The sequence below is a fragment of the Xenorhabdus indica genome, from assembly GCF_014467235.1.
GTDB lineage: Bacteria > Pseudomonadota > Gammaproteobacteria > Enterobacterales > Enterobacteriaceae > Xenorhabdus > Xenorhabdus indica.
Window position 1 is genome coordinate 81704 of sequence record NZ_NKHP01000007.1, and the last position, 24415, is coordinate 106118.

Below are 24415 nucleotides of genomic sequence, written 5' to 3' on the forward strand. Positions count from 1 at the left end.
CAAAGATTTTACTCTGACTCTGATTGACGGGACTTAAGAAACGCCACGGCTTTCGACAAATCTCGTGTACGGGGAGATAAAGGCAGACTATTGAGAAAAACTTCACCATATGGGCGCATTACCAACCGATTATCGCAAATAACCACCACACCATAATCATCAACATCACGGATCAAACGACCAACACCCTGCTTCAGGCTAAGTACCGCATCAGGGATCTGAATTTCATTAAAAGCATCACCGCCCTTAAGTTGACAATCTTCAATCCGCGCTTTAAGGAGTGGATCATCCGGTGCTGTAAAGGGTAATTTATCGATAATGACACAAGATAAAGCATCACCCCGCACATCTACCCCCTCCCAGAAACTGCCGGTCGCCACTAGCAAAGCATTACCCGCAGCAAGAAACTGAGATAATAATTGCCTCTTACTGGTTTCACCTTGAACTAATACTGGTAAAGTCATGTTTGCCCGGAACTCTTCTGCCAGACAACGCATCATTTGGTGGGAAGTGCACAGGAAAAAACAGCGCCCTTTATTGCTTTCGATTAATGGTTTTAGCATACGAGCCAACAATTTTGCTCCGCCATGCTGATTAGGTGGTGGCAAATGGCGAGGAACGCATAATAACATTTGGCGTTGATAATCAAACGGACTGGGCAGGAGTAATGTCTGAGCCCGTTCTAATCCCAAACGTGCGGTAAAATGTTCAAGCTGCTCATTAACCGATAACGTTGCCGATGTGAAAACCCAACAACCAGATTGCTCACGGATCATTTCACTGAATTTGTCAGATACAGACAAAGGCGTTAATGCTAATAAAAAATGCCGGCCATAACTTTCAAACCAATAACTATGATTGGGCTCATCAACATTAATCAGCCTCTTGAGACGATTACGATAGATTGTTGCCCGTTCAAAGGCAGCATCCAGCATCGTTGAACGTCCCAAAGAGAGCTTCATTACGTCATAACAGAGCTCCAGTGCATCATCCAATCGCACCAATGCACGTTTTATATCCTGTTGTTGCAACGCTTCACGGAAGTTACCCCGATAATTATTTTCTCCAAGTGATAAACGAAAATCCTGTGTACTTTGACTCAGACGATCCGCACTTTTTTGTAATTGAGCCTGATCCCTGACTTCAGTACGGTAAGCGATGATGATATCCCGTGATAAGTCCAGCAATTGGCGACTACTCAGCTGCTGACCAAAGTATTGGCTGGCAATATCCGGGATTTGATGAGCCTCATCAAAAATCATCACTTCTGCCCGTGGAATTAACTCACCAAACCCGGTATCTTTGACGACCACATCCGCCATAAACAGATGGTGATTGACGATAACAATATCTGCCTCCATTGCTCTGCGGCGGGCTTTCAGAACGAAACACTCCTGATAACTCGGACAATCCCGGCCAAGACAATTGTCGTTAGTACTTGTTACCAACGCCCAAACAGCACTGTCTTCGGCAATCTGATGACAACTGCTGGTATCTCCATCTTCAGTTTGAGATGACCAGCTTTTCAGCTTAATCACTTCTGACAGCATTTCAGGCTCAAGCTGAGATCCACCAATTGATTGTTGTTCAAGACGCTCAAGACATAAGTAATTTGAACGTCCTTTTAATAACGCCGAACGACCAGAAAATTTCAACGCATCAGCGATAGTAGGTAAATCACGATTATAGAGCTGATCCTGTAGTGCCTTGGAGCCTGTTGAAATAATCACTTTCTTGCCCGAACGCAATGCAGGCACCAGATAAGCGAAAGTTTTTCCCGTTCCAGTACCCGCTTCTACCACTAATTGCTGTTGCTTTTGAATTGCTGCTGTAATGGCAGAAGACATTTCCCGCTGGGCATCACGGGGTTTGAAGCCTTGTATGGCTTTGGCAAGTACACCATTTTTCGCAAAATCGTCTGACACAGATCGTCTCTTTCAATAAAATAAGGCAGAATTATGCCAAGACTGAATAGCAATAACCAGCCAATTCAGCATTAAAACTGTATAAATTAACAGGAGATTTAATGACTATTGAACGTATTGATCCGGATACCCGCTGGTCAGAAGCTGTTATCCACAATGACACCATTTATTATACTAGTGTGCCAGAAAATCTGGATGGAGACATTATTGAGCAAACTGCCGACACACTAGCTGCAATTGATATCATGTTGCAGCGTCTGGGTTCTGATAAGAGTAAAATCATTGATGCGACGATTTTTCTGGCAGATAAAGCCGATTTTAATGACATGAATGCAGCCTGGGATGCCTGGGTTGTTGCAGGAAGTGCCCCTGTACGTTGTACTGTTCAGGCTGAACTGATGAACCCAACATACAAAGTGGAAATCAAAATCATCGCAGCCCTTTAAACAACCATATTTGTTTTATGGCATTGAAAAAGATCTGCTTATTCAATGCCATCTTACAGATTTGATGGATTGAATTTATGCCATTTTGATCATAATCATACCGATCAACAATAACACAATTCCTCCCCAACCTTTAAAATTCAGACGTTGATTAAACATGATCCAGCCTGCCGCAACTGTGGCAATAATTCCGAATGCTCCCCAAAGTGCATACGCGATGGAAAGTTCAATACCTTTTACTGCCTGTGCCAATGCACTAAATGCACCTAAAACTGCCACCAGCGATAAAACTCCAATCCAGAAGCGTTGAAAGCCATTGGAAAGTTTCAATAAAATATTTGCCACGATTTCCAGAAAAACAGCCAAGATTAAGAAAGCAGCATGCCACCATTCAAAATGGGCCGACATATTATGCCTCCTTTTCTTTCATTTGTGGTTTTGGTGCCTTTTTAGCCCCGGCTTTAATCAGTGCTATTCCGACTATCAATAGCGATAATCCTCCCACTTTCATGGGTGAGAGTGATTCATCGAACCACATCACACTAAAGGCCGTAATAAAAAGAATACCGATCCCTTCCCATAAGGCATAGGCCACACCTAAGGCGACCTTTTTAACCGCAATTGCCAATAGAATATAAGACGTTGTGATCATGGTGTACATCACGATCATACCGGTAAAACCACCCGAAACACTGGCATGCTTCATGGACAACGTACCAATGACTTCTGTCACAATCGCCAATGCAAGAAATATCCAATAAATCATTTTTTCTCCTGAACATACCTTATATAAGTATGCCAAGACATCAAACCATTAATGCCAATAAAATCATCTAAGAACGCGATATCAAACGGCGCTTGATAGTTTGATGTCTTGGCAAGAAATTAATTGACTAATAGTTAACTGATATATAGTCAGAAATTAGAATTTTCCGGAGGAAACCGGATAACAGGAGAAACACCCTAAAGTGCGCCGCACCAATAGTGTTCACTGGATAAGATTGCAGAGAGAAATAAGACGTGGGTATTACTTTGGATTTTAGTACTACGTTGAATTTTGACGCTTTTGGCGTTATTCATGATATTTTATTCTTTCATCACACGATTATCACTGTGTGATATACTACGAACCCTCATAATGGTGGTGTAATTAGTTGTCGTATATATCTAACATATTCAAACAATAAACGCAATTGGCGGGCAAGTTTTTTTAAGCTAAACAACTAACCCGTTTCAGTTGGCTGAAACTAAATATACTTATGGAAATTTTTTATCGTGATTAGTTTCAAAAATTAGAGAAAGAGTAAGCCAAGATAGGATCTGACCGGTGAATACGGTCAGATCCTATAATAGTAAAAATACAATGTATTATTCAAATTCGTTCCATGAACGCCCATCGCGTGTGATCATGGCAATGGAAGCCACTGGTCCCCAGGTTCCTGCCTGATAAGGTTTTGGTGGTTCATTATCCGCTGCCCAAGCATCCATGATGGAATCAACCCATTTCCAGGCTTCTTCCACTTCATCCCTACGGACGAATAGCGCCTGAATACCGCGCATTGCTTCCAATAGCAAGCGTTCATAAGCATCGGCAAGATGGGTTTGGTTGAATGTTTCAGAGAAACTCAAATCAAGTTTTGTTGTCTGCAAACGATGTTTGTGCTCCAGCCCCGGCGCTTTATTCAGTACTTCAATATCAATACCTTCATCTGGCTGCAAACGGATCGTTAGTTTATTCTGCGGTAGTTGTTGATAGGATTCAGCAAACAGATTCAATGGCGGCTCTTTGAAATAAACCACAACTTCAGAGCATTTTGCCGGTAAACGCTTACCTGTTCTCAGGTAGAAAGGAACCCCTGACCAACGCCAGTCATCAATATCAACACGAACTGAGACAAATGTTTCAGTTTTACTGGCCTTATTGGCGCCCTCTTCTTCCAAATAACCCGGCACTTTCTTGCCATGCACGAAACCAGCGGTATATTGCCCTCGAACGGTTTTTTCCCGCACGTTAGTTTGATCAATCCGGCGTAATGAACGCAGTACCTTAACTTTTTCATCACGAATACGATCTGCGGACAAATCAGACGGAGGTGACATAGCAATCATAGTCAAGATTTGCAGCAAGTGATTCTGGATCATGTCGCGCATCTGACCGGCCTGATCAAAATAACCCCAACGCCCTTCGATACCTACCTCTTCGGCAACGGTGATTTGCACATGGTCTATCGTGCGATGATCCCAATTATTAACAAACAGAGAATTGGCAAAACGTAACGCCAGCAAGTTCAATACCGTTTCTTTACCCAAGTAGTGGTCAATTCGGTAGATCTGATTTTCATTAAAATACTTTGCTACTTCATCATTAATAGCACGGGAAGAGGCGAGATCAGTACCCAATGGTTTTTCCATCACAACACGATTGGGTTCTTGATTCAATCCCGCAGCCCCCAATCCATGACATACTGCACCAAATGTACTGGGCGGCATAGCAAAGTAATGAATAGCCGGCAATTTATCCTGATTGAGAATTTTCGCCAACCGAGTGAAATGTTCTGTTTCATTAACATCCAAATTGCAAAATTCCAGACGTGAACTGAGTTTCTTCCACAATTCCGCATCCAGTTTTTCGGACATAAATGTTGTTAACGCTTCCTCAACGACCTTTTTATAGGCTTTTTTATCCCAGTCAGCGCGACCAACCCCGATAATCCGGGTATCCGGATGGATATAACCCGCTTTTTCCAACTGGTAAAGGGAAGGCATCAATTTCCGGCGTGCTAAGTCTCCTTTCGCCCCAAAAATCACCAAATCACAAGCCTGAGCTGTAGACGTCACCGCCATGTTGCATCTCCTCAATTACGGGATATTGTAATTTTTTTACAGAACTCGCAGGTAATGTACTCTTTTGATTATATGCAGTAAACATCTCATTCTTCGATTATGATGACTTGCATAGATCTCATTTCCCTACTTTCTGTGTAAAAATATTTATATTTCATATTGTATTATGAATGATATTTGTATCGGAAAGCGGTAATTAATTGAAAATTTACAACGTATAAGAAGTAATCTTACCAAGTTGAAAGTTAGATGTTTGTCATATTTTCATGAAAAATATCAAGTTATTGAATTTTCCCTCTGCCAGCTTTCAGTAACAAGTAGTATATTTTCACGAAAATTACATAGATTTCTCCTGTTAATGAAATCGTTAAAACCGAGGTTGAACTGCGTCTTATGAATACACTAGAACAGCTCCAAAATAGTCTTGATATTTTGAGTAAGTCTGAAAAAAAGGTTGCGCAGGTCATTCTTGATTCACCACATACTGCCATCCACTCCAGCATTGCCACTCTGGCAAAAATGGCGAATGTCAGTGAACCCACGGTTAATCGCTTTTGTCACCGCCTGAATACTAAAGGCTTTCCTGATTTCAAATTACATCTGGCACAAAGCCTGGCGAATGGCACACCTTATGTGAATCGCAATGTGGAAGAAAGTGACAGCGTCATATCTTATACCAATAAAATTTTTGAATCGGTAATGGCTAATCTGGAAACAGTTAAAAGTAATCTAGATATCACAGCCATTAACCGAGCCGTTGACTTACTGACACAGGCAAGAAAACTCTCTTTTTTTGGTTTAGGAGCATCTGCTGCTGTAGCACATGATGCCATGAACAAATTTTTCCGCTTTAACATCCCCGTCAGCTATTTTGATGATATCGTTATGCAGCGGATGAGCTGTATCAACAGTACTGAAGGTGACGTTGTTGTACTTATTTCCCATACAGGCCGTACTAAAAATCTGGTAGAACTTGCCAGACTGGCTCGTAAAAATGACGCAACTGTCATCGCCATCACTTCAACAGGCTCACTACTGGCACAAGAAGCCAGCCTCTCTATTCTGTTAGATGTTCCTGAGGATACTGATATTTATATGCCCATGGTTTCCCGAATTGCTCAACTTACCATCATTGATGTGCTGGCAACGGGTTTTACACTACGCCGGGGCTCAAAATTCCGAGATAACCTGAAGAAAGTCAAAGAAGCATTACGAGATTCGCGATTTGATAAGCATGATTAAGACAGGAAAATAGACTGTGTTTTTGTTCACTATTTATCAACTCTCCAGCCTGATAGCATAATGGAAAGTTTATCCCCGTCAGTATCATTTATATTGTGGGGTTGATAATCAAAAAAAGTTGCCTGGTTATCTCACGGTAACCAAAAATCCATACTTCACAGGTCAACGGAGTTAATACATGTCCAGACGGCTCAGAAGAACTAAAATCGTTACTACACTTGGCCCTGCTACAGATCGTGACAACAACTTAGAGAAAGTGATCAATGCGGGAGCCAATGTTGTCCGCCTTAATTTTTCTCATGGCACAGCAGAAGATCATGTCCAGCGCGCAAATAGAGTACGGGAAATTGCAGCTCGTTTGGGTTGCCACGTAGCTATACTTGGTGATCTCCAGGGCCCCAAAATACGTATTTCTACCTTTAAAGAAGGAAAAATATTTCTGAATGTCGGAGATAAGTTCCTGCTTGATGCTAATCTGAGCAAAGGAGAAGGGGATAAAGAAAAAGTCGGAATTGATTATAAAGGATTACCATCCGATGTGACGCCCGGTAATATCCTGTTACTGGATGATGGCCGGGTTCAGTTAAAAGTCCTGGATGTTCAGGGCATGAAAGTCTTTACAGAAGTTACGGTGGGTGGCCCTCTCTCCAATAACAAAGGCATCAATAAACAGGGGGGTGGTTTATCCGCCGAAGCACTGACAGAAAAAGACAAAGCAGATATCATCACTGCCGCGAAAATTGGGGTTGATTATCTTGCTGTTTCTTTCCCTCGTTCTGCTGAAGATCTGAATTATGCACGACGCCTGGCACGTGATGCTGGTTGCGAAACACAAATTGTTGCCAAAGTTGAGCGCGCTGAGGCTGTCAGCAACGATGAAATCATCGATGAAATCATTCTGGCATCAGATGTTGTCATGGTAGCTCGTGGCGATTTAGGTGTTGAAATTGGTGATCCTGAGCTGGTCGGAGTTCAGAAAAAACTGATTCGTCGTGCCCGTCAACTGAATCGTGTCGTAATCACAGCAACCCAGATGATGGAATCTATGATCACTAACCCGATGCCAACACGCGCAGAAGTTATGGACGTCGCCAACGCTGTACTTGATGGTACTGATGCAGTGATGTTGTCTGCGGAAACTGCTTCAGGTCAATATCCGGCAGAGACTGTCGCGGCAATGGCTCAAGTCTGCCTGGGAGCAGAAAAAATGCCGGGTATCAATGTATCCAAACACCGTATGGATATTACATTCGACAGCATTGAAGAAGCTATTTCGATGTCTGCCATGTATGCAGCCAATCATCTAAAAGGCGTCAAAGCGATTATTGCCATGACCGAATCAGGCCGTACAGCTCGTATGATGTCTCGTATCAGTTCCGGCTTACCTATTTTCTCCATGTCACGCCATGAATCCACCCTGAATCGCACAGCATTATACCGTGGTGTTACTCCGGTTTATTGTAGCGACCACATTGATGGCATCGCCGCAGCAAGTGAAGCTGTCAGCCGCCTGCGCGATAGAGGTTATTTAACTTCCGGAGATTTGGTGCTGGTTACTCAAGGGGATCAAATGGGAACTATTGGCAGTACCAATACCTGCCGGGTGCTTGAAGTAGAATAAAAAAGTGAATTAAATAATTAAGAAAATTATTCTGCGCGCTTCCGAAAGTAGCGCGCAGAATATATTAATTTTGTTCAGCTACCAGAATCGCCTGTGTATCTGGCTCCAACGCTTCAAACACATGTTCCTGATCTGCCGGATAGCAGATGTAATCACCTTCATTTAATTCTTCTGGTGCTGCTGTTGGCCCGACGAATGCCCGGCCTTTAGTAATGATAATATGCTCCACCGAACCTGGTGGATGTGGCTTAGAAATACGATCTGCTCCCGGCTGAGTCATTAACATATAAATGTCACGACGCGCCCCCGGTGGGCAAGTTGCCAGTAAAACTACCTGATAGTTCGCCTGCTCTGCTGTTATTTTAGTACCCTCACCACGTCTAATCACCTGCGTTTTGTTACTTTGTGGCTCCAGCAAACGGGCAAAAGGAATATTCAACGCTACACACAATGCCCAGAGTGTTTCAAGACTGGGGTTCCCATTACCTGCTTCCAATTGTGACAACGTAGATTTTGCAATATCTGCACGCCGGGCAACCTCTGCCAGAGAAAGGCCAATGCGTGCACGCTCACGAGCTAAACTCTTCGCTATTATGCTGATTGGCTGTGTCATATCATGGCTCCAATGTTCATTAAAACGAACAAAATGTTCGTCTTGATTTGCATTTTCATTTTGTTCATTATAATGAAATTTAGTTCGGTATGGGAAAAATAGATGTCCACTCACCATTTCTTCTCCTGTCTGAAAGGAGACATTAAAAAATCGATATTTCTAGTTTGTCTGGCGGTAGGTGTGGTTGGTGTTTCTTACGGTTCACTGGCTACTGCTTATGGTTTTCCGTTATGGGTTCCTATTGCCTTATCTATATTAGTGCTGGCGGGAGCATCCGAATTTATGTTTATTGGTATTATTGCCAGTGGTGGTAATCCACTTGCAGCGGCTGCAGCGGGCTTATTGGTGAATGCTCGCCATTTACCCTTTGGGGTGGCTGTGCGCGAATTAGTCGGAAATCACATGGCAAAGTTCTTAGGCTGCCATATTATGAACGATGAAAGTGTGGTATTCGGAATGTCACAAGCAACTCCCGAACAACGTAAAGCCGCATACTGGCTATGTGGTATCGGTGTCACCATATTCTGGCCACTCGGTACTCTAATTGGCAGTACGGTTGGCAAATTTATTCCTACACCAGAGACTATCGGTCTGGATGCTGTTTTCCCGACAATTTTGCTGGCAATGGTGATCCCTTCATTCAAAAATAAAACCTCGCTTATTCGCGCTTCTAGTGGCGCAGCAATTTCGCTCTCTGCCATACCTTTCGCACCCGTGGGCTTACCGGTATTACTGTCACTACTGGGCTTACTGACAAGGAAAAAATAATGGCAAACTATACCCTGATTATTATTGGCATTGCGATTCTGTCACTAGGTACTTATTTAATGCGCTTCGGTGGAGCAAAACTGGGGAACAGGCTTGCATTATCTGAACGTTCTCAGGCTCTTCTTTCCGATGCTGCAACCACGTTGTTGTTCTCTGTAGCACTTGCTGCCACTTTCTACGAAGGTGAACATTTTGCTGGTATGGCACGCGCAATAGGTGTTGCTATTGCAGTATTTCTTGCCTGGAGAAAAGTACCACTGATTATAGTGATTCTGGCTGCCGCGCTCATAACGGCACTACTACGCTATACGGGAATAAACTAAAAAGTGCATGTGCATGAAGCAGATGTAAAAATTCAGGGGGCAATATATTGCCCCCTTTCAATGACCAGATCAGAGATCATTCCTTTTATAAGGCTCGATATCCCCTTCTTTCCGTGTCTTGAGTAGTTTCAATATCCAGGTATATTGTTCCGGGTTAGGCTTTACCAATTCTTCCAACTCCTGATTCATACGACGGGCAATATAAGCATCATCCTGTCCTGCGATATCATCCATAGGTGGGCGAATATAAATATCTAACTGATGAGTTTCACAATTATAAACCGGGAACAGAGGAACAATGGCAGCCTTACAAACTTTCATCAAACGACCGACAGCAGGCAACGTTGCTTTATAAGTCGCAAAAAAATCAACGAACTCGCTGTGCTCTTCGCCATGATCTTGATCAGGCAGATAATATCCCCAGAATCCCTGACGTACTGATGCAATAAAAGGCTTTATTCCCGCATCACGAGAATGAAGACGTCCACCAAAATGGTAACGAGCCTTGTTCCACAGATAATCTGCTACCGGATTGCTCTGATGGTGAAACATTGCTGATACTGTCTGCCCACGAGCGGCCAATAACATAGCAGGAATATCCACCGCCCAACCATGTGGCACCATAAAAATCACATTCTTACCCTGTTCTTTTAAAGCGTGAATGATCTCCTCACCATGCCACTGAGTTCGCTTAAGCGTAGACACTGCACCTCTCAAATAAAGTTCCGCCAGCATGACAAAAGATTGTGGTGCGGTGGCAAACATCTTATCAATTAATATTTCACGCTGCCGTTCCGACAATTCAGGAAAACAATACAGGAGATTAATTTTCGCTCTGCGCCGGGCACTTTTTGCCTTTTTGCCTGCCCAGATACCAATTCTGGCCAGAAAGGGATCACGCCATTTAACCGGGATATAAGCCAACCCCGCTAATATCCCTACACCAGCCCAAAGCCCCCAATAACGAGGATGCAAATAAGATAAATGAAACGTTGGGATGTAACCCAATTTACTATCTGTATCTTTCTCTTTATTCATGAGCTAACTCTGGTGGTTCCAACATAGACTACCAATACCCGCTTTCAATGTCTTTTTTCCTAATATATTTGTTCCAAAGTATGTTCTTTTTCAGCAAAAATAACATAAAGCGGATGATACCAATCATCCGCTTTATGTGTTAGTAACCTGAACTTTTTAATTCAACGACAGTTTCGGTTTAACTTCTTTAACCATCGCAATATATTCCGAACGTTCTTTACCACTTAATCCGCCCGAACGAGGCAGTTTTGCAGTAAGTGGATTAACCGGTTGCTGATTATCCCAAAACTCAAAGTGTAAGTGAGGGCCTGTTGAACGACCCGTATTACCTGACAAGCCGATACGTTCCCCACGTTTCACTTTCTGACCTGGTTTCACCAGCAGTTTTCTCATATGCATATATCGGGTTGTATATTGACGACCATGTCTAATAGCAACAAAATTACCTGCGGCACCATCAAACTTGGCAACGATGACTTCTCCATCACCAACAGCCAGAACAGGTGTTCCTACTGGCATAGCAAAATCAACCCCTTTATGGGCTGTAACCCGTCCTGTAACAGGATTTAAGCGACGAGGATTAAAAGGAGAAGATACCCTAAATTGTTTTGTTGTTGGAAAACGTAAGAATCCCCGTTCCAAACCTGATGCATTACTATCGTAGAAGCGACCATCTTCTGCACGGAATGCATAATAATCATTACCGCCACTTTGCAAACGAACACCCAATAGTTGGCTCTGTTCACTTTTCCCATCAAGCATTTCGCGAGACATCAATACAGAAAACCGATCACCTTTACGTAACCGACGGAAATCTATCTGCCATTGTAATGCTTTGGTCACTTCCCTTACTTCACTACTGGTTAAACCCGCCGACACAGCACTTCCCGTGAAACTGCCATCCACAGCACCGGTAATGACACTATTTATCCATTCTCCCTTCTGATATTCCTTTGTCTCTTTGAAAACATCACCTTCACGGGTATAAATACGCGTTTCACGACGCGACACTCCCCAAGTTAACATTTTCAGACTGCCATTATCGTCAATAGTCCATGATAATGACTGACCAATACTTAAATCACGCAGAGCTTTATTTTGATTTGCTAACAAAGCGACATCAGACGAATCTATACCAAACTGGTTTAAAATTGAACTTAGAGTATCACCACTGGAAACAACGTACTGGTGGGGAATATTTGCCGTTGTATCAGTGCCACTCTCCTCATCCCTAATTCCCTCATCCGAGAATTGTTCATTACTATCACCTATCGTGTCATCTGTCGCATCAGGGATACTATCGGGCGTTGTGAGGATAATGTGCCCCGTTCTTTCCATTCTTTCTTCTTGTTCGTGATAAACAACCGGCCGCCACACAGCTACAGCCAAAGTAACCAAAGTCAGAGAGCCGAGCATGATTTTGTGTGGCTTAGGCAGGTTGTTATATACCAGAACGATAGTTTTAACTATCTGCTGCACTAATAAAATTCCTTATTATACTAATTCAGGCAGCCAAAGTATTGCTCCGACAGTTGAGTTATAAATTTCATGTAACTGTCTTTATTCAATACGATGCCACTTCCCAATGGGTCGAGTGTTCCAATACGCACATTAGTACCTTTTGCTACGGCATGAATGACGGCTGGCCTGAATTGAGGTTCAGCAAAAATACACTTTGCTTTTTGCTCAACCAATTGTGTTCGTATGTAATGTAGTCTTTGCGCACCAGGTTGTATTTCAGGGTTCACAGTAAAAACACCCAATGGTGATAACTGATAGTGTGTTTCAAAGTAACCATAAGCGTCATGAAAAACGAAATATCCCTGTCCTAGCACGGGTTTCAGAATATGGGTAATATTCTTGTTAGTTTGTACAAGCTGTCCATTGAATTTACGTAGGTTTACTTCTAGTTGTTGTTTCTGTTGAGGATACAGCTCAACAAGCCGGGAATATATCGCCTGAGCGGCTTTCTCCGCAATTTCTGGTGATAGCCAAATATGCATATTATATTGGCCGTGGTGGTGATGTTCGTGATCGGTCTCATGTTTATGCTGATTCGATTCATTTGAATCATGTTCACCTTCGCTATTTTTCAGTAATAGAGGTTTAATAGTAGGTAAATCCGCCAATTCCAATTGTTTATTCTGTGCAATTTTTTCTACTGGCTTTGCTAAAAATGTTTCCATATCTGGTCCAATCCAGACAACCAAATCCGCCTGATTAAGTTTGCGGATATCTGAAGGTCTCAAAGCGTAATCATGTGGAGAAGCTCCATCAGGTAAAAGCACCTGAGTATCTGTTACACCGTCAGCAATCGCGGCAGCAATAAAACCTAATGGTCGCATAGATGTGACGACATCTGCCTGAACAGAGTAATTAATACCCATTGTTAATACAGTAACCAATGCTACCTGACGAAAAAATGTATGCGCGTATTTTTGTGGTTTGTGTAACATAATATGAATATTCCATGCATTGAATCTAAAAATGTTATATTATAACATTCCATTGATTCTGCAAGACACTTTTAACATGTCTGTTATGTAACATGTCAACTATGATTACCCTAAAAAACATTACAGTTAAATTTGGTAGCCGCAAGGTATTAAACAATATCTCTTTCAACCTTACACAAGGTAAAATCCTAACGTTAATCGGCCCCAATGGAGCAGGTAAATCAACGTTAGTACGCATCGTTCTGGGTTTAATTCGCCCAACTTCCGGCACTATTGAACACAACCATACGTTAAGGATAGGATATGTCCCACAAAAACTTAATCTTGATCCCACCTTACCTTTGACCGTTAAACGTTTCATGATGCTAAAACCGGGCGTTAAATCAGCAGATATCATCCCTGTTTTGGAACGAGTCAACGCTACACATTTATTGCAATACCCCATGCAGAAGCTATCAGGCGGAGAAACCCAACGAGTTTTACTTGCCAAAGCGTTACTCAATCATCCTCAACTTCTGGTTCTTGACGAACCGACACAGGGTGTGGATGTGAATGGTCAGCTAGCACTTTATGATTTAATCAATCAAATTAGAACAGAACTTAATTGCGCTGTCCTTATGGTATCTCATGACCTGCACTTAGTGATGGCGAAAACAGACGAGGTTTTATGCCTTAATCAACACATTTGCTGTTCGGGTACTCCTGAAGTGGTATCCATGCATCCAGAATTTATTGCGATGTTTGGTCGTCATGGTGCAGAACAACTGGCAGTTTATCGCCATCATCACAATCATCATCATGATATAAGAGGAAAAATTATTTTGAAGAAGGGTGGAGAGCCACGTTAATGATCGAACTACTATTTCCGGGTTGGCTGGCCGGAATTTTATTGGCAATTGCCGCAGGGCCTCTTGGATCTTTTGTCGTTTGGCGCAGAATGTCCTATTTTGGCGATACACTGGCACATGCATCATTGCTCGGTGTAGCATTCGGATTTTTATTAAGTATTAATCCATTTTATGCTGTTATTGCTGTTACGCTGATATTAGCTGTTGTTTTAGTCTGGCTGGAAAAACGCCCACAACTCGCTGTTGATACCCTGCTAGGGATCATGGCCCATAGTGCCTTGTCATTAGGCTTAGTGGTTGTCAGCTTTATGACCAGTATTCGGGTTGATCTGATGGCTTATTTATTCGGTGATTTACTCTCTGTGACTTATGAAGATCTCTGGATGATTTCAGCAGGTGTTGCAACTGTTGCAGGGTTATTAGTATGGCAATGGCGTGCTTTACTGTCGATGACGGTCAGTCAGGATCTGGCTTTCGTGGATGGCATTAAAATTCAACGGCTGCGAGTACTGTTGATGTTGGTGACAGCTCTGACTATTGGGCTGGCAATGAAATTTGTCGGTGCACTGATTATCACCTCTCTGTTAATTATTCCCGCCGCTACCGCCCGCCGTTTCGCTCGTACACCTGAACAGATGGCAATTTTCGCCATTGGTATAGGTATGTTCTCTGTTACTGGCGGACTGACTTTATCCGCGTTTTATAACACACCAGCAGGGCCTTCTGTTGTACTTTGTGCTGCCGTGTTATTTGCATTGAGTTTAACGTGTAAAGTAAGAAGTTAATCATTCAGGTTAATAGAAAAATCTCGCTTCTTTGTTTAGATAAACACAAGGGTTATGATCTTAATGATGATGACCCTTTTTTTAAGACCAAATTTCAAGATAAAAAGTATCGACACAACAAGATATTAATATTAAAACGTAGGTATCTAAGCTGCTAATCAGCTTTGGCATTATTCACATTGCTATGATCATCTGTAAATAATTATTGATATATAGAAAAGTTAAAAACCAGTATTTTATCAATATGCTGGTTTGACAAAGAACATTTCGTGCAAGTTTATAGCAAATTAATATACGATTGCCTTTACATAATGCGCTTCGAGTTTAATTTTTACGGTTTTTCCTTGAACAAAGGCATCATGAACAACTTCAGCATGTCTTGCCTTTGATGCATCAACACTAACACATCCTATATCATTTGATTCTAATCCTACAAACCAATAAACATTTGTTCCCAAATGTTCTAAAGAAATCAAATAATCCAATTTCCCTATATAATTTCCAGAAGTCATTATTTTTGTACAGTGGAAATCAGGCGAAACAACACCTAGGTTTTCAGTTATTGCTTTCTCCATAGCCATCCCAGCGCCAGTAACCAGAGATAAAAACAATCCCGCAAGAACACTCACTTTTTTATTTATCATAGCAACCCCCTTATTTATATAAGTCAATCTTTTCAGACATCGACTAAATATTATCCACACGATATCTGAATGCGCCATATTAAAATAAGGATAACATTGATAACTTAGCTCAGATAAAAGCCAGTTATAAAAACTAATTAGTAACCACCAAAGAAATGAAAATTATCATAATAAGGTTTTCTTTATTTTAAAAACAAAAAACCTCGCAAATAGGTAATAATATCAATTTACTGATTGATGTATCATCTTCCTATTTGGGAGAGTATTCAAATGGCAAATATTGATATGGTTTATCCTTTTTACCATGCAAGTAAAAAGCCCCGCGAATGCGGGGCTGTATTTAAAATACCTGTGTTATTTCACAACGTGAATAACTTTGGCATCAATCTCAATACTGTTCCAGTCTTTGTCCACTTCACCTTCGATATGAACTTTATCGGTCGGAGTGACCGTCTGACCCAGCCAGATTTTGTCATCAATGTCAACGTAAACAGAACCACTGTTATCCCTGAATTCATAAAGTTCGTGGCCAATCTGTTTAACAATGTTACCTTCCAGCACAACCCATGAGTCATCATGAAGGGATTTTGCTTTCGCAACGCTGGTCAGGCCGAAAGTTGGACCTTTAAATCCTCCTTGAGAATAACCAGTGCTATCCGGGGAAACGAAACCGCCCTGCTGCGCTAAAGCATTAAAAGAAAAGAGGCTGAAAATAATAACGCTCAGTGTTTTTTTCATATGTTTCTCTTTGATTGTGTGTGCAAATAAAAAACCCCGCAATCGCGAGGCTTGAGAAGTCAAAAAACTGTGTGACTTTACTGCTACTTTCGTCACAATAGCATGATTTTTGCGTACATGTTAGTTATTTTTCAGGTAATTTTTACTCGCTTTCTTTACTTAAGCCAAAGTGTCGATAGGCATGATTGGTTGCAATACGGCCTCGTGGTGTGCGCTGAATGAATCCTTGCTGGATTAAGAAAGGCTCTAAAACATCCTCTATAGTTTCTCGCTCTTCACCAATTGCTGCGGCAAGGTTATCCAAGCCAACCGGCCCACCCATAAATTTATCAATAATGGCAACCAGTAACTTACGGTCGAGGTAATCAAAGCCCGCTGAATCCACATTCAGCATATCAAGGGCTTTCGCAGCAATGTCGCTGTTAACGGAACCATCACCTTTTACCTGAGCAAAGTCACGTACCCGGCGCAGTAAACGGTTGGTAATACGGGGCGTTCCACGAGAGCGCATCGCAATTTGTCTAGCTCCGTCATCTGAAATACTCAACCCTATATAACGGGCACTGCGGGAAACGATGCTTTGCAAGTCATCTACATTATAAAATTCAAGGCGTTGTACAATACCAAACCTATCGCGCAAAGGAGAAGTCAAAGATCCTGCGCGGGTTGTTGCACCAACTAAAGTAAACGGAGGCAGATCAATTTTGATTGAACGGGCGGCCGGACCTTCCCCAATCATGATATCCAGTTGATAATCTTCCATTGCCGGATAGAGAATTTCTTCTACAACCGGAGACAACCGATGGATTTCATCAATAAACAGAACATCATGAGGTTCAAGGTTTGTCAGCATGGCGGCGAGATCCCCTGCTTTTTCTAATACCGGCCCTGAAGTTGTGCGGAGATTTACACCCATTTCGTTGGCAACAATATTTGCCAGCGTGGTTTTACCCAATCCAGGAGGACCGAAAATCAGCAAATGATCCAGCGCGTCTCCCCGTTGCCGCGCAGCCTGAATAAAGATCTCCATCTGCTCACAAACATGAGGTTGACCAACATATTCAGACAGCAATTTAGGCCTGATAGCACGATCAATAGCTTCATCATCTTGCAGAACTTCTGCTGAGACCAGACGGTCAGCTTCAATCATCACTTAACTCCTGCAATTACAGAGCCGCACGAAGCGCTTCTCGGATAAGAGTTTCACAATCTGTACCCGGTTTAGCAACTTTGCTAACCATCCGGCTGGCTTCCTGCGGTTTATACCCCAATGAAACTAATGCTGCCGCTGCTTCTGCTTCAATATCAGCATCAGAATTAGCCGCCTGAGTTGCCGCTGGCAAATTAATGTCACTATTTTGGTTAAACAGATCGCCCTTAAGCCCTTTAAAGCGATCTTTCATTTCTACCACTAACCTTTCCGCTGTTTTTTTACCCACTCCCGGTAGCTTAACCAGAGAAGTAATAGCTTCCTGCTCAATGGCTGTCACGAATTGTTGGGCAGACATACCAGAAAGGATCGCCAATGCCAGTTTCGGCCCGACGCCATTGACTTTAATCAGTTCGCGGAAAAGTGCTCGTTCTTGCTTATCATTAAAACCATATAATAATTGAGCATCTTCACGCACAATAAATTGAGTAAATAAAATAGCTTCCTGGCCGATTTCAGGTAGTTCATAGAAACAGGTCATTGGCATATGAACTTCATAACCTACACCATTCGTTTCCAATAAAACCAATGGTGGCTGTTTTTCCAATACAGTTCCTCTCAAACGCCCTATCACTACTTACCCCCTGAAAATAAAATAAATGATTCGATACAGCTTATAGCATAAAAAAAACTGGACGTATATCCAGGCAAGGCTATTTCAGACGCCCTCGCGTCAAATTTAACCGTGGATCGCCTACACGGAGTAAATTCTGGCTCAGATGACAATGTGTAATTGCAATCGCTAAAGCATCTGCCGCATCAGCCTGTGGATTAGCTGATAGTTTCAGCATCGAACGTACCATATGCTGAACCTGGCTCTTATCTGCTGCACCAGTCCCAACAACCGTCTGTTTAACTTGACGCGCCGCATACTCAAATACAGGAATAGATTCATTAACCGCAGCCACAATCGCTACACCACGAGCCTGTCCCAGTTTCAATGCGGAGTCTGCATTTTTTGCCATAAAAACTTGCTCTATTGCAAAAGCATCAGGTTGGAATTGGGTAATAATTTCGGTAATACCTGCATAGATCCGCTGCAAACGACTGGGTAGATCATCAACTTTTGTTCGAATGCAACCACTACCAAGATAAATAAGTTGTCGTCCCTGCTGGCGGATAACACCATACCCTGTCACTCTGGAACCAGGGTCAATACCAAGAATAACCGCCATATCTATTTATTCACCTGCAGTATGGAATAAAAAAAGTGGAACAAAAAAACATGGAATAAAACGTTAGAGAAAGTGCCCTGACACGAAGTACACTTTCTCTACGCTGTGAATCCTGATGTTGATTACAGCAGAGCTGCAACTTCATCAGAGATTTCACCATTATGGTAAACCTCTTGAACGTCGTCAGAATCTTCAAGCATATCAATCAGACGAAGCAATTTAGGCGCAGTTTCCGCATCCAGTTCCGCTTTAGTAGATGGGATCATAGAAACTTCAGCAGAATCCGCTTTGAAACCTGCTGCATCCAACGCATCTTTAACATCACCAAAAGTCTCTGGTGTAGTGTAGACGTCGATAGCACCATCATCATAAGTTTCAACATCATCAGCACCTGCTTCCAAAGCCGCTTCCATTACAGCATCTTCATCCAGGCCCGGTGCGTAAGAAATCACGCCCTTTTTGGTGAACAAATAGGCAACAGAGCCATCAGTACCCAAGTTACCCCCCGTTTTGGTAAATGCGTGACGCACATCAGAAACTGTACGGTTACGGTTATCGCTCAGGCATTCGACCATTACAGCAGTACCACCCGGACCATAACCTTCATAAATGATAGTTTCCATATTATCTGACTCATCATTACCAACGCCACGGGCAATAGCGCGGTTTAAAGTATCACGAGTCATGTTGTTGGACAGTGCCTTATCGATTGCAGCACGAAGACGTGGGTTAGAATCAGGATCACCTCCGCCCAAACGTGCAGCGGTTACCAACTCGCGGATAATTTTGGTGAAAATTTTACCGCGTTTTGCATCCTGCGCAGCTTTACGATGTTTCGTATTAGCCCACTTACTATGACCTGCCATGAAAATATCTCCGATAAAACGTTTATTATCCTGCACATCCCAATCTGCTTGCTTTGTTTATTACAAATTGAAATCCATCAGGCTTGATAGACTAAATAACAAATTCTTCAATTGCCTGCCGATTGCTCCATGACTTAGTCAACTTAGCAGCCTCTTTCGCGACCAGCCATTGATAAGTCAGGTGCTCCGTCAGCAAAATTTCACGCTCCTCAGGTAACGCCAGCAAAAACCAATGTTCTTTGTTTCGCGTCACACCGGGAGCATATCGATAACGTAAATGTGAAAAAATCTCATAATAAAGACAGCGCTGGCAATCTATCAGTTCAAAATCCGCCCTGGCAATATCAATACCGATCTCTTCCTGTACTTCACGCAATGCTGCCTGATAAGGCGTTTCGTCCTCTTCCAGACTACCAGTAACAGATTGCCAGAAATCAGGATCGTCCCGCCTTTGTAACATTAGCACCCTTTTGCTGTCGGCAGCATAGATAACAACCAGTACAGATTCAGGGCGCTTATAATTCATTATTCGCTCTCTTTTTTAGTCACTGAAATAGCTAACTCTTCCAGTGCCGCCGGATTGGCGTAGCTTGGTGCTTCAGTCATCAAACATGCTGCCGCTGTTGTTTTCGGGAATGCGATAACATCTCGGATATTATCAGTATCCGTCAACAACATAACGAGGCGATCCAGACCAAAAGCCAGCCCGGCATGAGGAGGAGTACCGTATTTCAGTGCATTCAGAAGGAAACCAAATTTTTCCTGCTGTTCTTCTTCGTTGATACCCAGAATGCGGAACACCGCCTGCTGCATGTCATTACGATGGATACGGACAGAGCCGCCACCCACTTCATAACCATTGATAACCATATCATAAGCATTGGCGATGGCAGATTCCGGTTTGCTTTCCAGATCTTCGGCTGACATATCACGTGGAGAAGTAAATGGATGGTGCATTGCAGCCAGCCCACCTTCCCCGTCGTCTTCAAACATCGGGAAGTCAACGACCCAAAGCGGTTTCCAGCTTGCCAGATCAGTCAGGTTCAGATCACGGCCTAATTTCAGACGCAGTGCACCCATTGCATCAGTGACCATATTTTTCTGACCTGCACCGAAGAACAGGATGTCGCCATCCTGTGCATTAGTGCGGGACAACAGACCCTCAACCACTTCTGCAGACAGAAACTTAGCAATCGGGCTTTGGACACCTTCCAGACCTGCTGCACGATTGTTGACTTTCATCCATGCCAACCCCTTCGCACCATAGATGCCAACAAACTTACCGTATTCGTCAATTTGCTTACGGCTCAGTTCAGCACCACCCGGTACACAAATTGTTGCTACGCGCCCTTTTGAATCGTTTGCAGGTTCTGCGAAAACGGAAAATTCCACTTCCTTGACCAGATCAGCTACATCAACTAATTCCAGCGGGTTACGCAGATCCGGTTTATCAGAACCAAAGCGACGCATAGCTTCAGCAAACGTCATGATTGGGAACGTTCCTAAATCGACACTACGGACTTCCAGCCATAACTCACGGATCATTCTTTCCATGATTTCACGAACCTGCTCAGAAGTCATAAATGAGGTTTCGACGTCAATCTGAGTAAATTCAGGCTGACGATCTGCACGCAGGTCTTCATCACGGAAACATTTTACAATCTGATAATAACGGTCAAAACCGGACATCATCAGTAATTGTTTAAATAACTGTGGAGACTGAGGCAATGCATAAAATTTGCCTTTATGAACACGGCTTGGTACTAGATAATCCCGCGCACCTTCCGGTGTTGCTTTAGTCAGCATGGGTGTTTCCACATCCAGAAAACCCGCATCATCCATAAAACGACGAACAAAACCGGTGATTTTTGCTCGGGTTTTTAAGCGTTGTGACATTTCAGGACGACGCAGATCAAGATAACGATATTTCAGGCGCTGTTCTTCACTGTTATTTTGATTGCTGTCCAGTGGCAATGGCTCTGAACGGTTGAAGATTTCAAGGCATTCAGCGAAAACTTCAATTTCTCCTGTCGCCATATCTTTATTGATCTGGCTGTCAGGGCGAGCACGTACAGTCCCCGTAATTTGAATACAGAACTCATTACGCAGTTCAGAAGCCTGAGCAAATGCGTCTTTTTTATCCGGATCAAAGAATACCTGAACGATACCTTCGCGATCTCGCATATCAATAAAAATCAGGCCACCCAAATCACGACGACGGTTTACCCAACCACAAAGAGTCACTTTTTGGCCTTCATGGGCCCGGCTCAACTGCCCACAATAATTAGTACGCATACAATATCCTTTTACTCAGCTCGTTATGCATTCTGCTGCGGAAATTTTGGCATTGTTCTTTTAGGAAGAATTGTCAAAAAAGAGGTCATTATACTGGAAATTCCAGCCAGAGATAAGGCTATAACACGGTTCCTGCCAGGACAATTTTTTCTATCGGATAAATCAGATAGGATTTATCATTAAGTATTATGATTTATAGCGACAGTTTTACTTTTGAGGTTTATCATCAGTTAGCCGTTTTTGGTTAGGCAATGGAGTTATAAATGGTTAGCTCACTTTATATCGTATTGGGCGCATTACTGGTAATTAAACTGTCTTTTGATGTGATTAAGTTAAGAACACAGTATCGAGTTACATACGGTGATGGTGGTTTTTACGAATTACAGACAGCCATTCGCATTCATGGTAATGCTGTTGAATATATCCCTATTTCTCTACTCTTATTATTGATAATGGAGATGAATGGCGCAGCAGTATGGATGCTGCATATCTGTGGCATATTGTTACTTGCAGGCAGGTTATTACACTACTATGGCTTGCACCATCGTGAGTTCCGCTGGCGGCGAATGGGCATGGGGGCAACATTTATGTCAATGATAATAATGATTGTGGCTAATATATACTATTTGCCCTGGGAACAGATATTTTCTCCTTATTCGTAACCTATATTTAACTGACAAAGAAGCCAATTATTGATTCGAATTGGCATCTTTTTGGCTGCTTAAAAGGTTCTGTTGGATTAGATCTTTCTGCCTTTTCTTGCATTCTGTTAGAATAGCTAATTCTTAATTGTTTCCAAAACCAATGTTGTTATGTCAAATCAAGATCCTCACAATCAACGGGACAGCCTGTTATCTACTCCCATCGCTAAATTAGGAGACTGGAGTTTCGACGAACGGGTCGCCGAAGTCTTTCCAGACATGGTGAAACGCTCCATTCCTGGTTATTCAAATATCATTTCTATGATTGGTATGCTGGCAAGCCGCTTTGTGACTCCGGGCAGCCAGATCTACGATCTCGGTTGTTCTCTCGGTGCAGCAACCTTATCCATTCGCCGCAATATCAATGCTGATGGCTGCCGCATTATCGCTATTGATAATTCACCCGCCATGATCGAACGTTGTCGCCGTCATATTGACGCTTTCAAAGCAAAAACTCCCGTTGAAGTGATCGAGCAGGATATTCTTGATACCGACATTCAAAACGCTTCAATGGTGGTATTAAATTTCACATTACAGTTCCTTCATCCAGAGGATCGCCAGAAAATATTAAATAAAATCTATGCCGGGCTGAAACCCGGTGGTGTTTTGGTACTGTCTGAAAAATTCAACTTTGAAGATCAAAATATTGGTGAATTATTATTCAATATGCACCACGACTTCAAACGAGCCAATGGTTATAGCGAGCTAGAAATCAGTCAAAAACGTAGTATGTTGGAAAATGTCATGCGGACAGATTCTATTGAAATCCACAAAATTCGCCTGAAAAAATCTGGTTTTCAGCATACAGAAGTGTGGTTTCAGTGTTTCAATTTCGGCTCACTATTAGCTATAAAAGGAGCTGAATAATGATCGATTTCGGTAACTTTTATCAGCTAATTGCTAAAAACCATCTGAGCCATTGGCTAAATTATCTGCCCGCCCAGTTAAGTGACTGGCAGAAAACATCATTGCATGGTCAGTTTGGTTCGTGGATAAAAATTCTGGACAATTTGCCTGTTATTAAACCCACTCATGTTGATCTGAAAAATGGGGTTATTGCTATACATGAACCCGATCTATCAGAAGGGGAAAAGACACGTATCCACAATATCCTGAAACTTCTGATGCCATGGCGCAAAGGGCCTTTTTCTTTTTACGGTATTGAAATTAATACCGAATGGCGTTCTGACTGGAAATGGGATCGTGTTCTGCCTCATATTTCTTCTTTAGAAGGCAAAACTGTACTTGATGTCGGTTGTGGTAGCGGTTACCACATGTGGCGCATGGTAGGTGAAGGCGCTGAATTAGCGGTAGGTATCGATCCTACCCAACTTTTCCTTTGCCAATTTGAAGCAGTCAGAAAACTATTGGGCAATGATCAACGAGCGCATCTTCTTCCACTGGGTATTGAGCAGTTACCTGAGCTGAAAGCTTTCGATACCGTATTCTCTATGGGAGTACTTTATCATCGCCGCTCTCCCCTTGATCATTTGTGGCAGCTGAAAAATCAACTGGTTTCTGGTGGTGAACTGGTACTGGAAAGTTTAGTGATCGAAGGTGATGAAAATCACTGCCTCATTCCGGGTGAGCGTTACGCGCAAATGCGAAATGTTTACTTTATTCCTTCAGCTAACATGTTAAAAACCTGGCTGGAAAAATGTGGTTTTGTTGATGTCAGAATTGTTGATCATGCAATTACAACAATCAATGAACAACGCCGGACAGCGTGGATGAAAACAGAATCTTTGGCTGATTTCCTTGATCCATCAGATCAAAATAAAACAATAGAAGGTTATCCAGCGCCACTGCGTGCTGTTCTCATTGCCCGCAAGCCTTAATCCTGCATAACATATTGATGTGTGAATTGCCTATCATGG

The 24415-nt window shown here is 42.6% G+C and carries 26 protein-coding genes; 10 read left to right on the forward strand and 16 right to left on the reverse strand.

The window, feature by feature from the left end; all coding sequences use genetic code 11:
• Window positions 1–8: 8 nt before the first annotated feature.
• Window positions 9–1925 (reverse strand): DNA repair helicase YoaA, encoded by a 1917-nt coding sequence (locus tag Xind_RS07490; RefSeq protein ID WP_187649773.1) that lies wholly within the window; start codon window positions 1923–1925, stop codon window positions 9–11.
• A gap of 101 nt (window positions 1926–2026) precedes the next feature.
• On the opposite strand from Xind_RS07490, the gene Xind_RS07495 reads away from it, so the two are divergent.
• Complete coding sequence (locus Xind_RS07495) at window positions 2027–2371, forward strand: RidA family protein (protein ID WP_047682137.1); 345 nt, start codon at window positions 2027–2029, stop codon at window positions 2369–2371.
• 75 nt (window positions 2372–2446) lie between these two features.
• Here Xind_RS07495 and mdtI read toward each other — a convergent pair whose 3' ends face one another.
• The 3 genes from mdtI to zwf all read right to left on the reverse strand — a co-directional run bounded on the left by mdtI (window position 2447) and on the right by zwf (window position 5215).
• Entirely contained in the window at window positions 2447–2779 is a 333-nt protein-coding gene (mdtI, locus tag Xind_RS07500) for a multidrug/spermidine efflux SMR transporter subunit MdtI (protein WP_047682140.1), read from the reverse strand.
• A gap of 1 nt (window position 2780) precedes the next feature.
• Window positions 2781–3137: a multidrug/spermidine efflux SMR transporter subunit MdtJ gene (gene mdtJ / locus Xind_RS07505; protein ID WP_187649774.1), complete on the reverse strand. Its 357-nt coding sequence runs from the start codon at window positions 3135–3137 to the stop codon at window positions 2781–2783.
• Between the two features lie 602 nt (window positions 3138–3739).
• On the reverse strand, window positions 3740–5215 hold the full coding sequence (gene zwf, locus Xind_RS07510) for a glucose-6-phosphate dehydrogenase (protein WP_187649775.1): 1476 nt from the start codon (window positions 5213–5215) through the stop codon (window positions 3740–3742).
• Between the two features lie 393 nt (window positions 5216–5608).
• On the opposite strand from zwf, the gene Xind_RS07515 reads away from it, so the two are divergent.
• Both Xind_RS07515 and pyk read left to right on the forward strand, forming a co-directional pair.
• Window positions 5609–6457, forward strand: a complete 849-nt coding sequence (locus Xind_RS07515; protein ID WP_047682146.1) for a MurR/RpiR family transcriptional regulator — start codon at window positions 5609–5611, stop codon at window positions 6455–6457.
• Window positions 6458–6635: 178 nt separating this feature from the next.
• Complete coding sequence (pyk, locus tag Xind_RS07520; RefSeq protein WP_047682148.1) at window positions 6636–8078, forward strand: pyruvate kinase; 1443 nt, start codon at window positions 6636–6638, stop codon at window positions 8076–8078.
• Window positions 8079–8142: 64 nt separating this feature from the next.
• On the opposite strand, the gene Xind_RS07525 is transcribed toward pyk, so the two are convergent.
• On the reverse strand, window positions 8143–8691 hold the full coding sequence (locus Xind_RS07525; RefSeq protein WP_047682150.1) for a helix-turn-helix domain-containing protein: 549 nt from the start codon (window positions 8689–8691) through the stop codon (window positions 8143–8145).
• Between the two features lie 102 nt (window positions 8692–8793).
• Between Xind_RS07525 and Xind_RS07530 the strand changes: the two genes are divergently transcribed.
• Window positions 8794–9459 (forward strand): AzlC family ABC transporter permease, encoded by a 666-nt coding sequence (locus tag Xind_RS07530; RefSeq protein ID WP_047682152.1) that lies wholly within the window; start codon window positions 8794–8796, stop codon window positions 9457–9459.
• Window positions 9459–9782, forward strand: a complete 324-nt coding sequence (locus tag Xind_RS07535) for an AzlD domain-containing protein (protein WP_047682154.1) — start codon at window positions 9459–9461, stop codon at window positions 9780–9782. The genes Xind_RS07530 and Xind_RS07535 overlap by 1 nt, the downstream gene beginning before the upstream one ends.
• A gap of 69 nt (window positions 9783–9851) precedes the next feature.
• On the opposite strand, the gene lpxM is transcribed toward Xind_RS07535, so the two are convergent.
• The 3 genes from lpxM to znuA all read right to left on the reverse strand — a co-directional run bounded on the left by lpxM (window position 9852) and on the right by znuA (window position 13276).
• Window positions 9852–10820, reverse strand: coding sequence for a lauroyl-Kdo(2)-lipid IV(A) myristoyltransferase (lpxM, locus tag Xind_RS07540; protein WP_187649776.1), 969 nt, complete (start codon window positions 10818–10820; stop codon window positions 9852–9854).
• 156 nt (window positions 10821–10976) lie between these two features.
• A complete protein-coding gene (mepM, locus tag Xind_RS07545) occupies window positions 10977–12299 on the reverse strand; it encodes a murein DD-endopeptidase MepM (protein ID WP_047682158.1) in 1323 nt (440 codons plus the stop codon).
• A gap of 20 nt (window positions 12300–12319) precedes the next feature.
• Window positions 12320–13276 carry a zinc ABC transporter substrate-binding protein ZnuA gene (gene znuA, locus Xind_RS07550; protein WP_047682160.1) on the reverse strand — a complete coding sequence of 319 codons (957 nt, stop codon included), beginning with the start codon at window positions 13274–13276 and terminating at the stop codon, window positions 12320–12322.
• A gap of 92 nt (window positions 13277–13368) precedes the next feature.
• Between znuA and znuC the strand changes: the two genes are divergently transcribed.
• Window positions 13369–14124 (forward strand): zinc ABC transporter ATP-binding protein ZnuC, encoded by a 756-nt coding sequence (gene znuC / locus Xind_RS07555; RefSeq protein WP_047682163.1) that lies wholly within the window; start codon window positions 13369–13371, stop codon window positions 14122–14124.
• On the forward strand, window positions 14124–14909 hold the full coding sequence (gene znuB / locus Xind_RS07560) for a zinc ABC transporter permease subunit ZnuB (protein WP_047682165.1): 786 nt from the start codon (window positions 14124–14126) through the stop codon (window positions 14907–14909). Before znuC ends, znuB begins: the two co-directional genes overlap by 1 nt.
• Window positions 14910–15196: 287 nt before the next feature.
• Here the strand turns inward: znuB and Xind_RS07565 are convergent, their stop codons facing one another.
• From Xind_RS07565 to aspS, 8 genes are all read right to left on the reverse strand, one after another.
• Entirely contained in the window at window positions 15197–15553 is a 357-nt protein-coding gene (locus Xind_RS07565; RefSeq protein ID WP_187649777.1) for a hypothetical protein, read from the reverse strand.
• A 354-nt stretch (window positions 15554–15907) separates the two neighbouring features.
• Window positions 15908–16291 (reverse strand): YgiW/YdeI family stress tolerance OB fold protein, encoded by a 384-nt coding sequence (locus Xind_RS07570; RefSeq protein ID WP_047682169.1) that lies wholly within the window; start codon window positions 16289–16291, stop codon window positions 15908–15910.
• Between the two features lie 142 nt (window positions 16292–16433).
• Window positions 16434–17441 (reverse strand): Holliday junction branch migration DNA helicase RuvB, encoded by a 1008-nt coding sequence (gene ruvB / locus Xind_RS07575; RefSeq protein WP_047682171.1) that lies wholly within the window; start codon window positions 17439–17441, stop codon window positions 16434–16436.
• A 16-nt stretch (window positions 17442–17457) separates the two neighbouring features.
• Window positions 17458–18075, reverse strand: a complete 618-nt coding sequence (gene ruvA / locus Xind_RS07580; protein WP_047682173.1) for a Holliday junction branch migration protein RuvA — start codon at window positions 18073–18075, stop codon at window positions 17458–17460.
• 79 nt (window positions 18076–18154) lie between these two features.
• Window positions 18155–18676 carry a crossover junction endodeoxyribonuclease RuvC gene (ruvC, locus tag Xind_RS07585; RefSeq protein WP_047682175.1) on the reverse strand — a complete coding sequence of 174 codons (522 nt, stop codon included), beginning with the start codon at window positions 18674–18676 and terminating at the stop codon, window positions 18155–18157.
• A 122-nt stretch (window positions 18677–18798) separates the two neighbouring features.
• Window positions 18799–19542 (reverse strand): YebC/PmpR family DNA-binding transcriptional regulator, encoded by a 744-nt coding sequence (locus tag Xind_RS07590; protein ID WP_047682259.1) that lies wholly within the window; start codon window positions 19540–19542, stop codon window positions 18799–18801.
• A 91-nt stretch (window positions 19543–19633) separates the two neighbouring features.
• Complete coding sequence (nudB, locus tag Xind_RS07595) at window positions 19634–20068, reverse strand: dihydroneopterin triphosphate diphosphatase (RefSeq protein WP_047682177.1); 435 nt, start codon at window positions 20066–20068, stop codon at window positions 19634–19636.
• Window positions 20068–21837, reverse strand: a complete 1770-nt coding sequence (aspS, locus tag Xind_RS07600; protein WP_047682179.1) for an aspartate--tRNA ligase — start codon at window positions 21835–21837, stop codon at window positions 20068–20070. The genes nudB and aspS overlap by 1 nt, the downstream gene beginning before the upstream one ends.
• A gap of 263 nt (window positions 21838–22100) precedes the next feature.
• On the opposite strand from aspS, the gene Xind_RS07605 reads away from it, so the two are divergent.
• The 3 genes from Xind_RS07605 to cmoB all read left to right on the forward strand — a co-directional run bounded on the left by Xind_RS07605 (window position 22101) and on the right by cmoB (window position 24376).
• On the forward strand, window positions 22101–22499 hold the full coding sequence (locus Xind_RS07605) for an MAPEG family protein (protein ID WP_047682181.1): 399 nt from the start codon (window positions 22101–22103) through the stop codon (window positions 22497–22499).
• Window positions 22500–22649: 150 nt separating this feature from the next.
• The gene (gene cmoA / locus Xind_RS07610) at window positions 22650–23405 is read left to right on the forward strand and encodes a carboxy-S-adenosyl-L-methionine synthase CmoA (RefSeq protein ID WP_047682183.1); all 756 of its coding nucleotides are present in this window, start codon (window positions 22650–22652) and stop codon (window positions 23403–23405) included.
• Window positions 23405–24376: a tRNA 5-methoxyuridine(34)/uridine 5-oxyacetic acid(34) synthase CmoB gene (gene cmoB, locus Xind_RS07615; protein ID WP_187649778.1), complete on the forward strand. Its 972-nt coding sequence runs from the start codon at window positions 23405–23407 to the stop codon at window positions 24374–24376. The genes cmoA and cmoB overlap by 1 nt, the downstream gene beginning before the upstream one ends.
• Window positions 24377–24415 lie beyond the last annotated feature (39 nt).

Bases quoted from the DNA above. Each gene is read 5' to 3' on its own strand.
- Xind_RS07495 (WP_047682137.1), top strand. From the start codon at position 2,027: ATGACTATTGAACGTATTGATCCGGATACCCGCTGGTCAGAAGCTGTT.
- mdtI (WP_047682140.1), bottom strand. From the start codon at position 2,779: ATGTCGGCCCATTTTGAATGGTGGCATGCTGCTTTCTTAATCTTGGCT.
- mdtJ (WP_187649774.1), bottom strand. From the start codon at position 3,137: ATGATTTATTGGATATTTCTTGCATTGGCGATTGTGACAGAAGTCATT.
- zwf (WP_187649775.1), bottom strand. From the start codon at position 5,215: ATGGCGGTGACGTCTACAGCTCAGGCTTGTGATTTGGTGATTTTTGGG.
- Xind_RS07515 (WP_047682146.1), top strand. From the start codon at position 5,609: ATGAATACACTAGAACAGCTCCAAAATAGTCTTGATATTTTGAGTAAG.
- pyk (WP_047682148.1), top strand. From the start codon at position 6,636: ATGTCCAGACGGCTCAGAAGAACTAAAATCGTTACTACACTTGGCCCT.
- Xind_RS07525 (WP_047682150.1), bottom strand. From the start codon at position 8,691: ATGACACAGCCAATCAGCATAATAGCGAAGAGTTTAGCTCGTGAGCGT.
- Xind_RS07530 (WP_047682152.1), top strand. From the start codon at position 8,794: ATGTCCACTCACCATTTCTTCTCCTGTCTGAAAGGAGACATTAAAAAA.
- Xind_RS07535 (WP_047682154.1), top strand. From the start codon at position 9,459: ATGGCAAACTATACCCTGATTATTATTGGCATTGCGATTCTGTCACTA.
- lpxM (WP_187649776.1), bottom strand. From the start codon at position 10,820: ATGAATAAAGAGAAAGATACAGATAGTAAATTGGGTTACATCCCAACG.
- znuA (WP_047682160.1), bottom strand. From the start codon at position 13,276: ATGTTACACAAACCACAAAAATACGCGCATACATTTTTTCGTCAGGTA.
- znuC (WP_047682163.1), top strand. From the start codon at position 13,369: ATGTCAACTATGATTACCCTAAAAAACATTACAGTTAAATTTGGTAGC.
- znuB (WP_047682165.1), top strand. From the start codon at position 14,124: ATGATCGAACTACTATTTCCGGGTTGGCTGGCCGGAATTTTATTGGCA.
- Xind_RS07565 (WP_187649777.1), bottom strand. From the start codon at position 15,553: ATGATAAATAAAAAAGTGAGTGTTCTTGCGGGATTGTTTTTATCTCTG.
- Xind_RS07570 (WP_047682169.1), bottom strand. From the start codon at position 16,291: ATGAAAAAAACACTGAGCGTTATTATTTTCAGCCTCTTTTCTTTTAAT.
- ruvB (WP_047682171.1), bottom strand. From the start codon at position 17,441: ATGATTGAAGCTGACCGTCTGGTCTCAGCAGAAGTTCTGCAAGATGAT.
- ruvC (WP_047682175.1), bottom strand. From the start codon at position 18,676: ATGGCGGTTATTCTTGGTATTGACCCTGGTTCCAGAGTGACAGGGTAT.
- Xind_RS07590 (WP_047682259.1), bottom strand. From the start codon at position 19,542: ATGGCAGGTCATAGTAAGTGGGCTAATACGAAACATCGTAAAGCTGCG.
- nudB (WP_047682177.1), bottom strand. From the start codon at position 20,068: ATGAATTATAAGCGCCCTGAATCTGTACTGGTTGTTATCTATGCTGCC.
- aspS (WP_047682179.1), bottom strand. From the start codon at position 21,837: ATGCGTACTAATTATTGTGGGCAGTTGAGCCGGGCCCATGAAGGCCAA.
- Xind_RS07605 (WP_047682181.1), top strand. From the start codon at position 22,101: ATGGTTAGCTCACTTTATATCGTATTGGGCGCATTACTGGTAATTAAA.
- cmoA (WP_047682183.1), top strand. From the start codon at position 22,650: ATGTCAAATCAAGATCCTCACAATCAACGGGACAGCCTGTTATCTACT.
- cmoB (WP_187649778.1), top strand. From the start codon at position 23,405: ATGATCGATTTCGGTAACTTTTATCAGCTAATTGCTAAAAACCATCTG.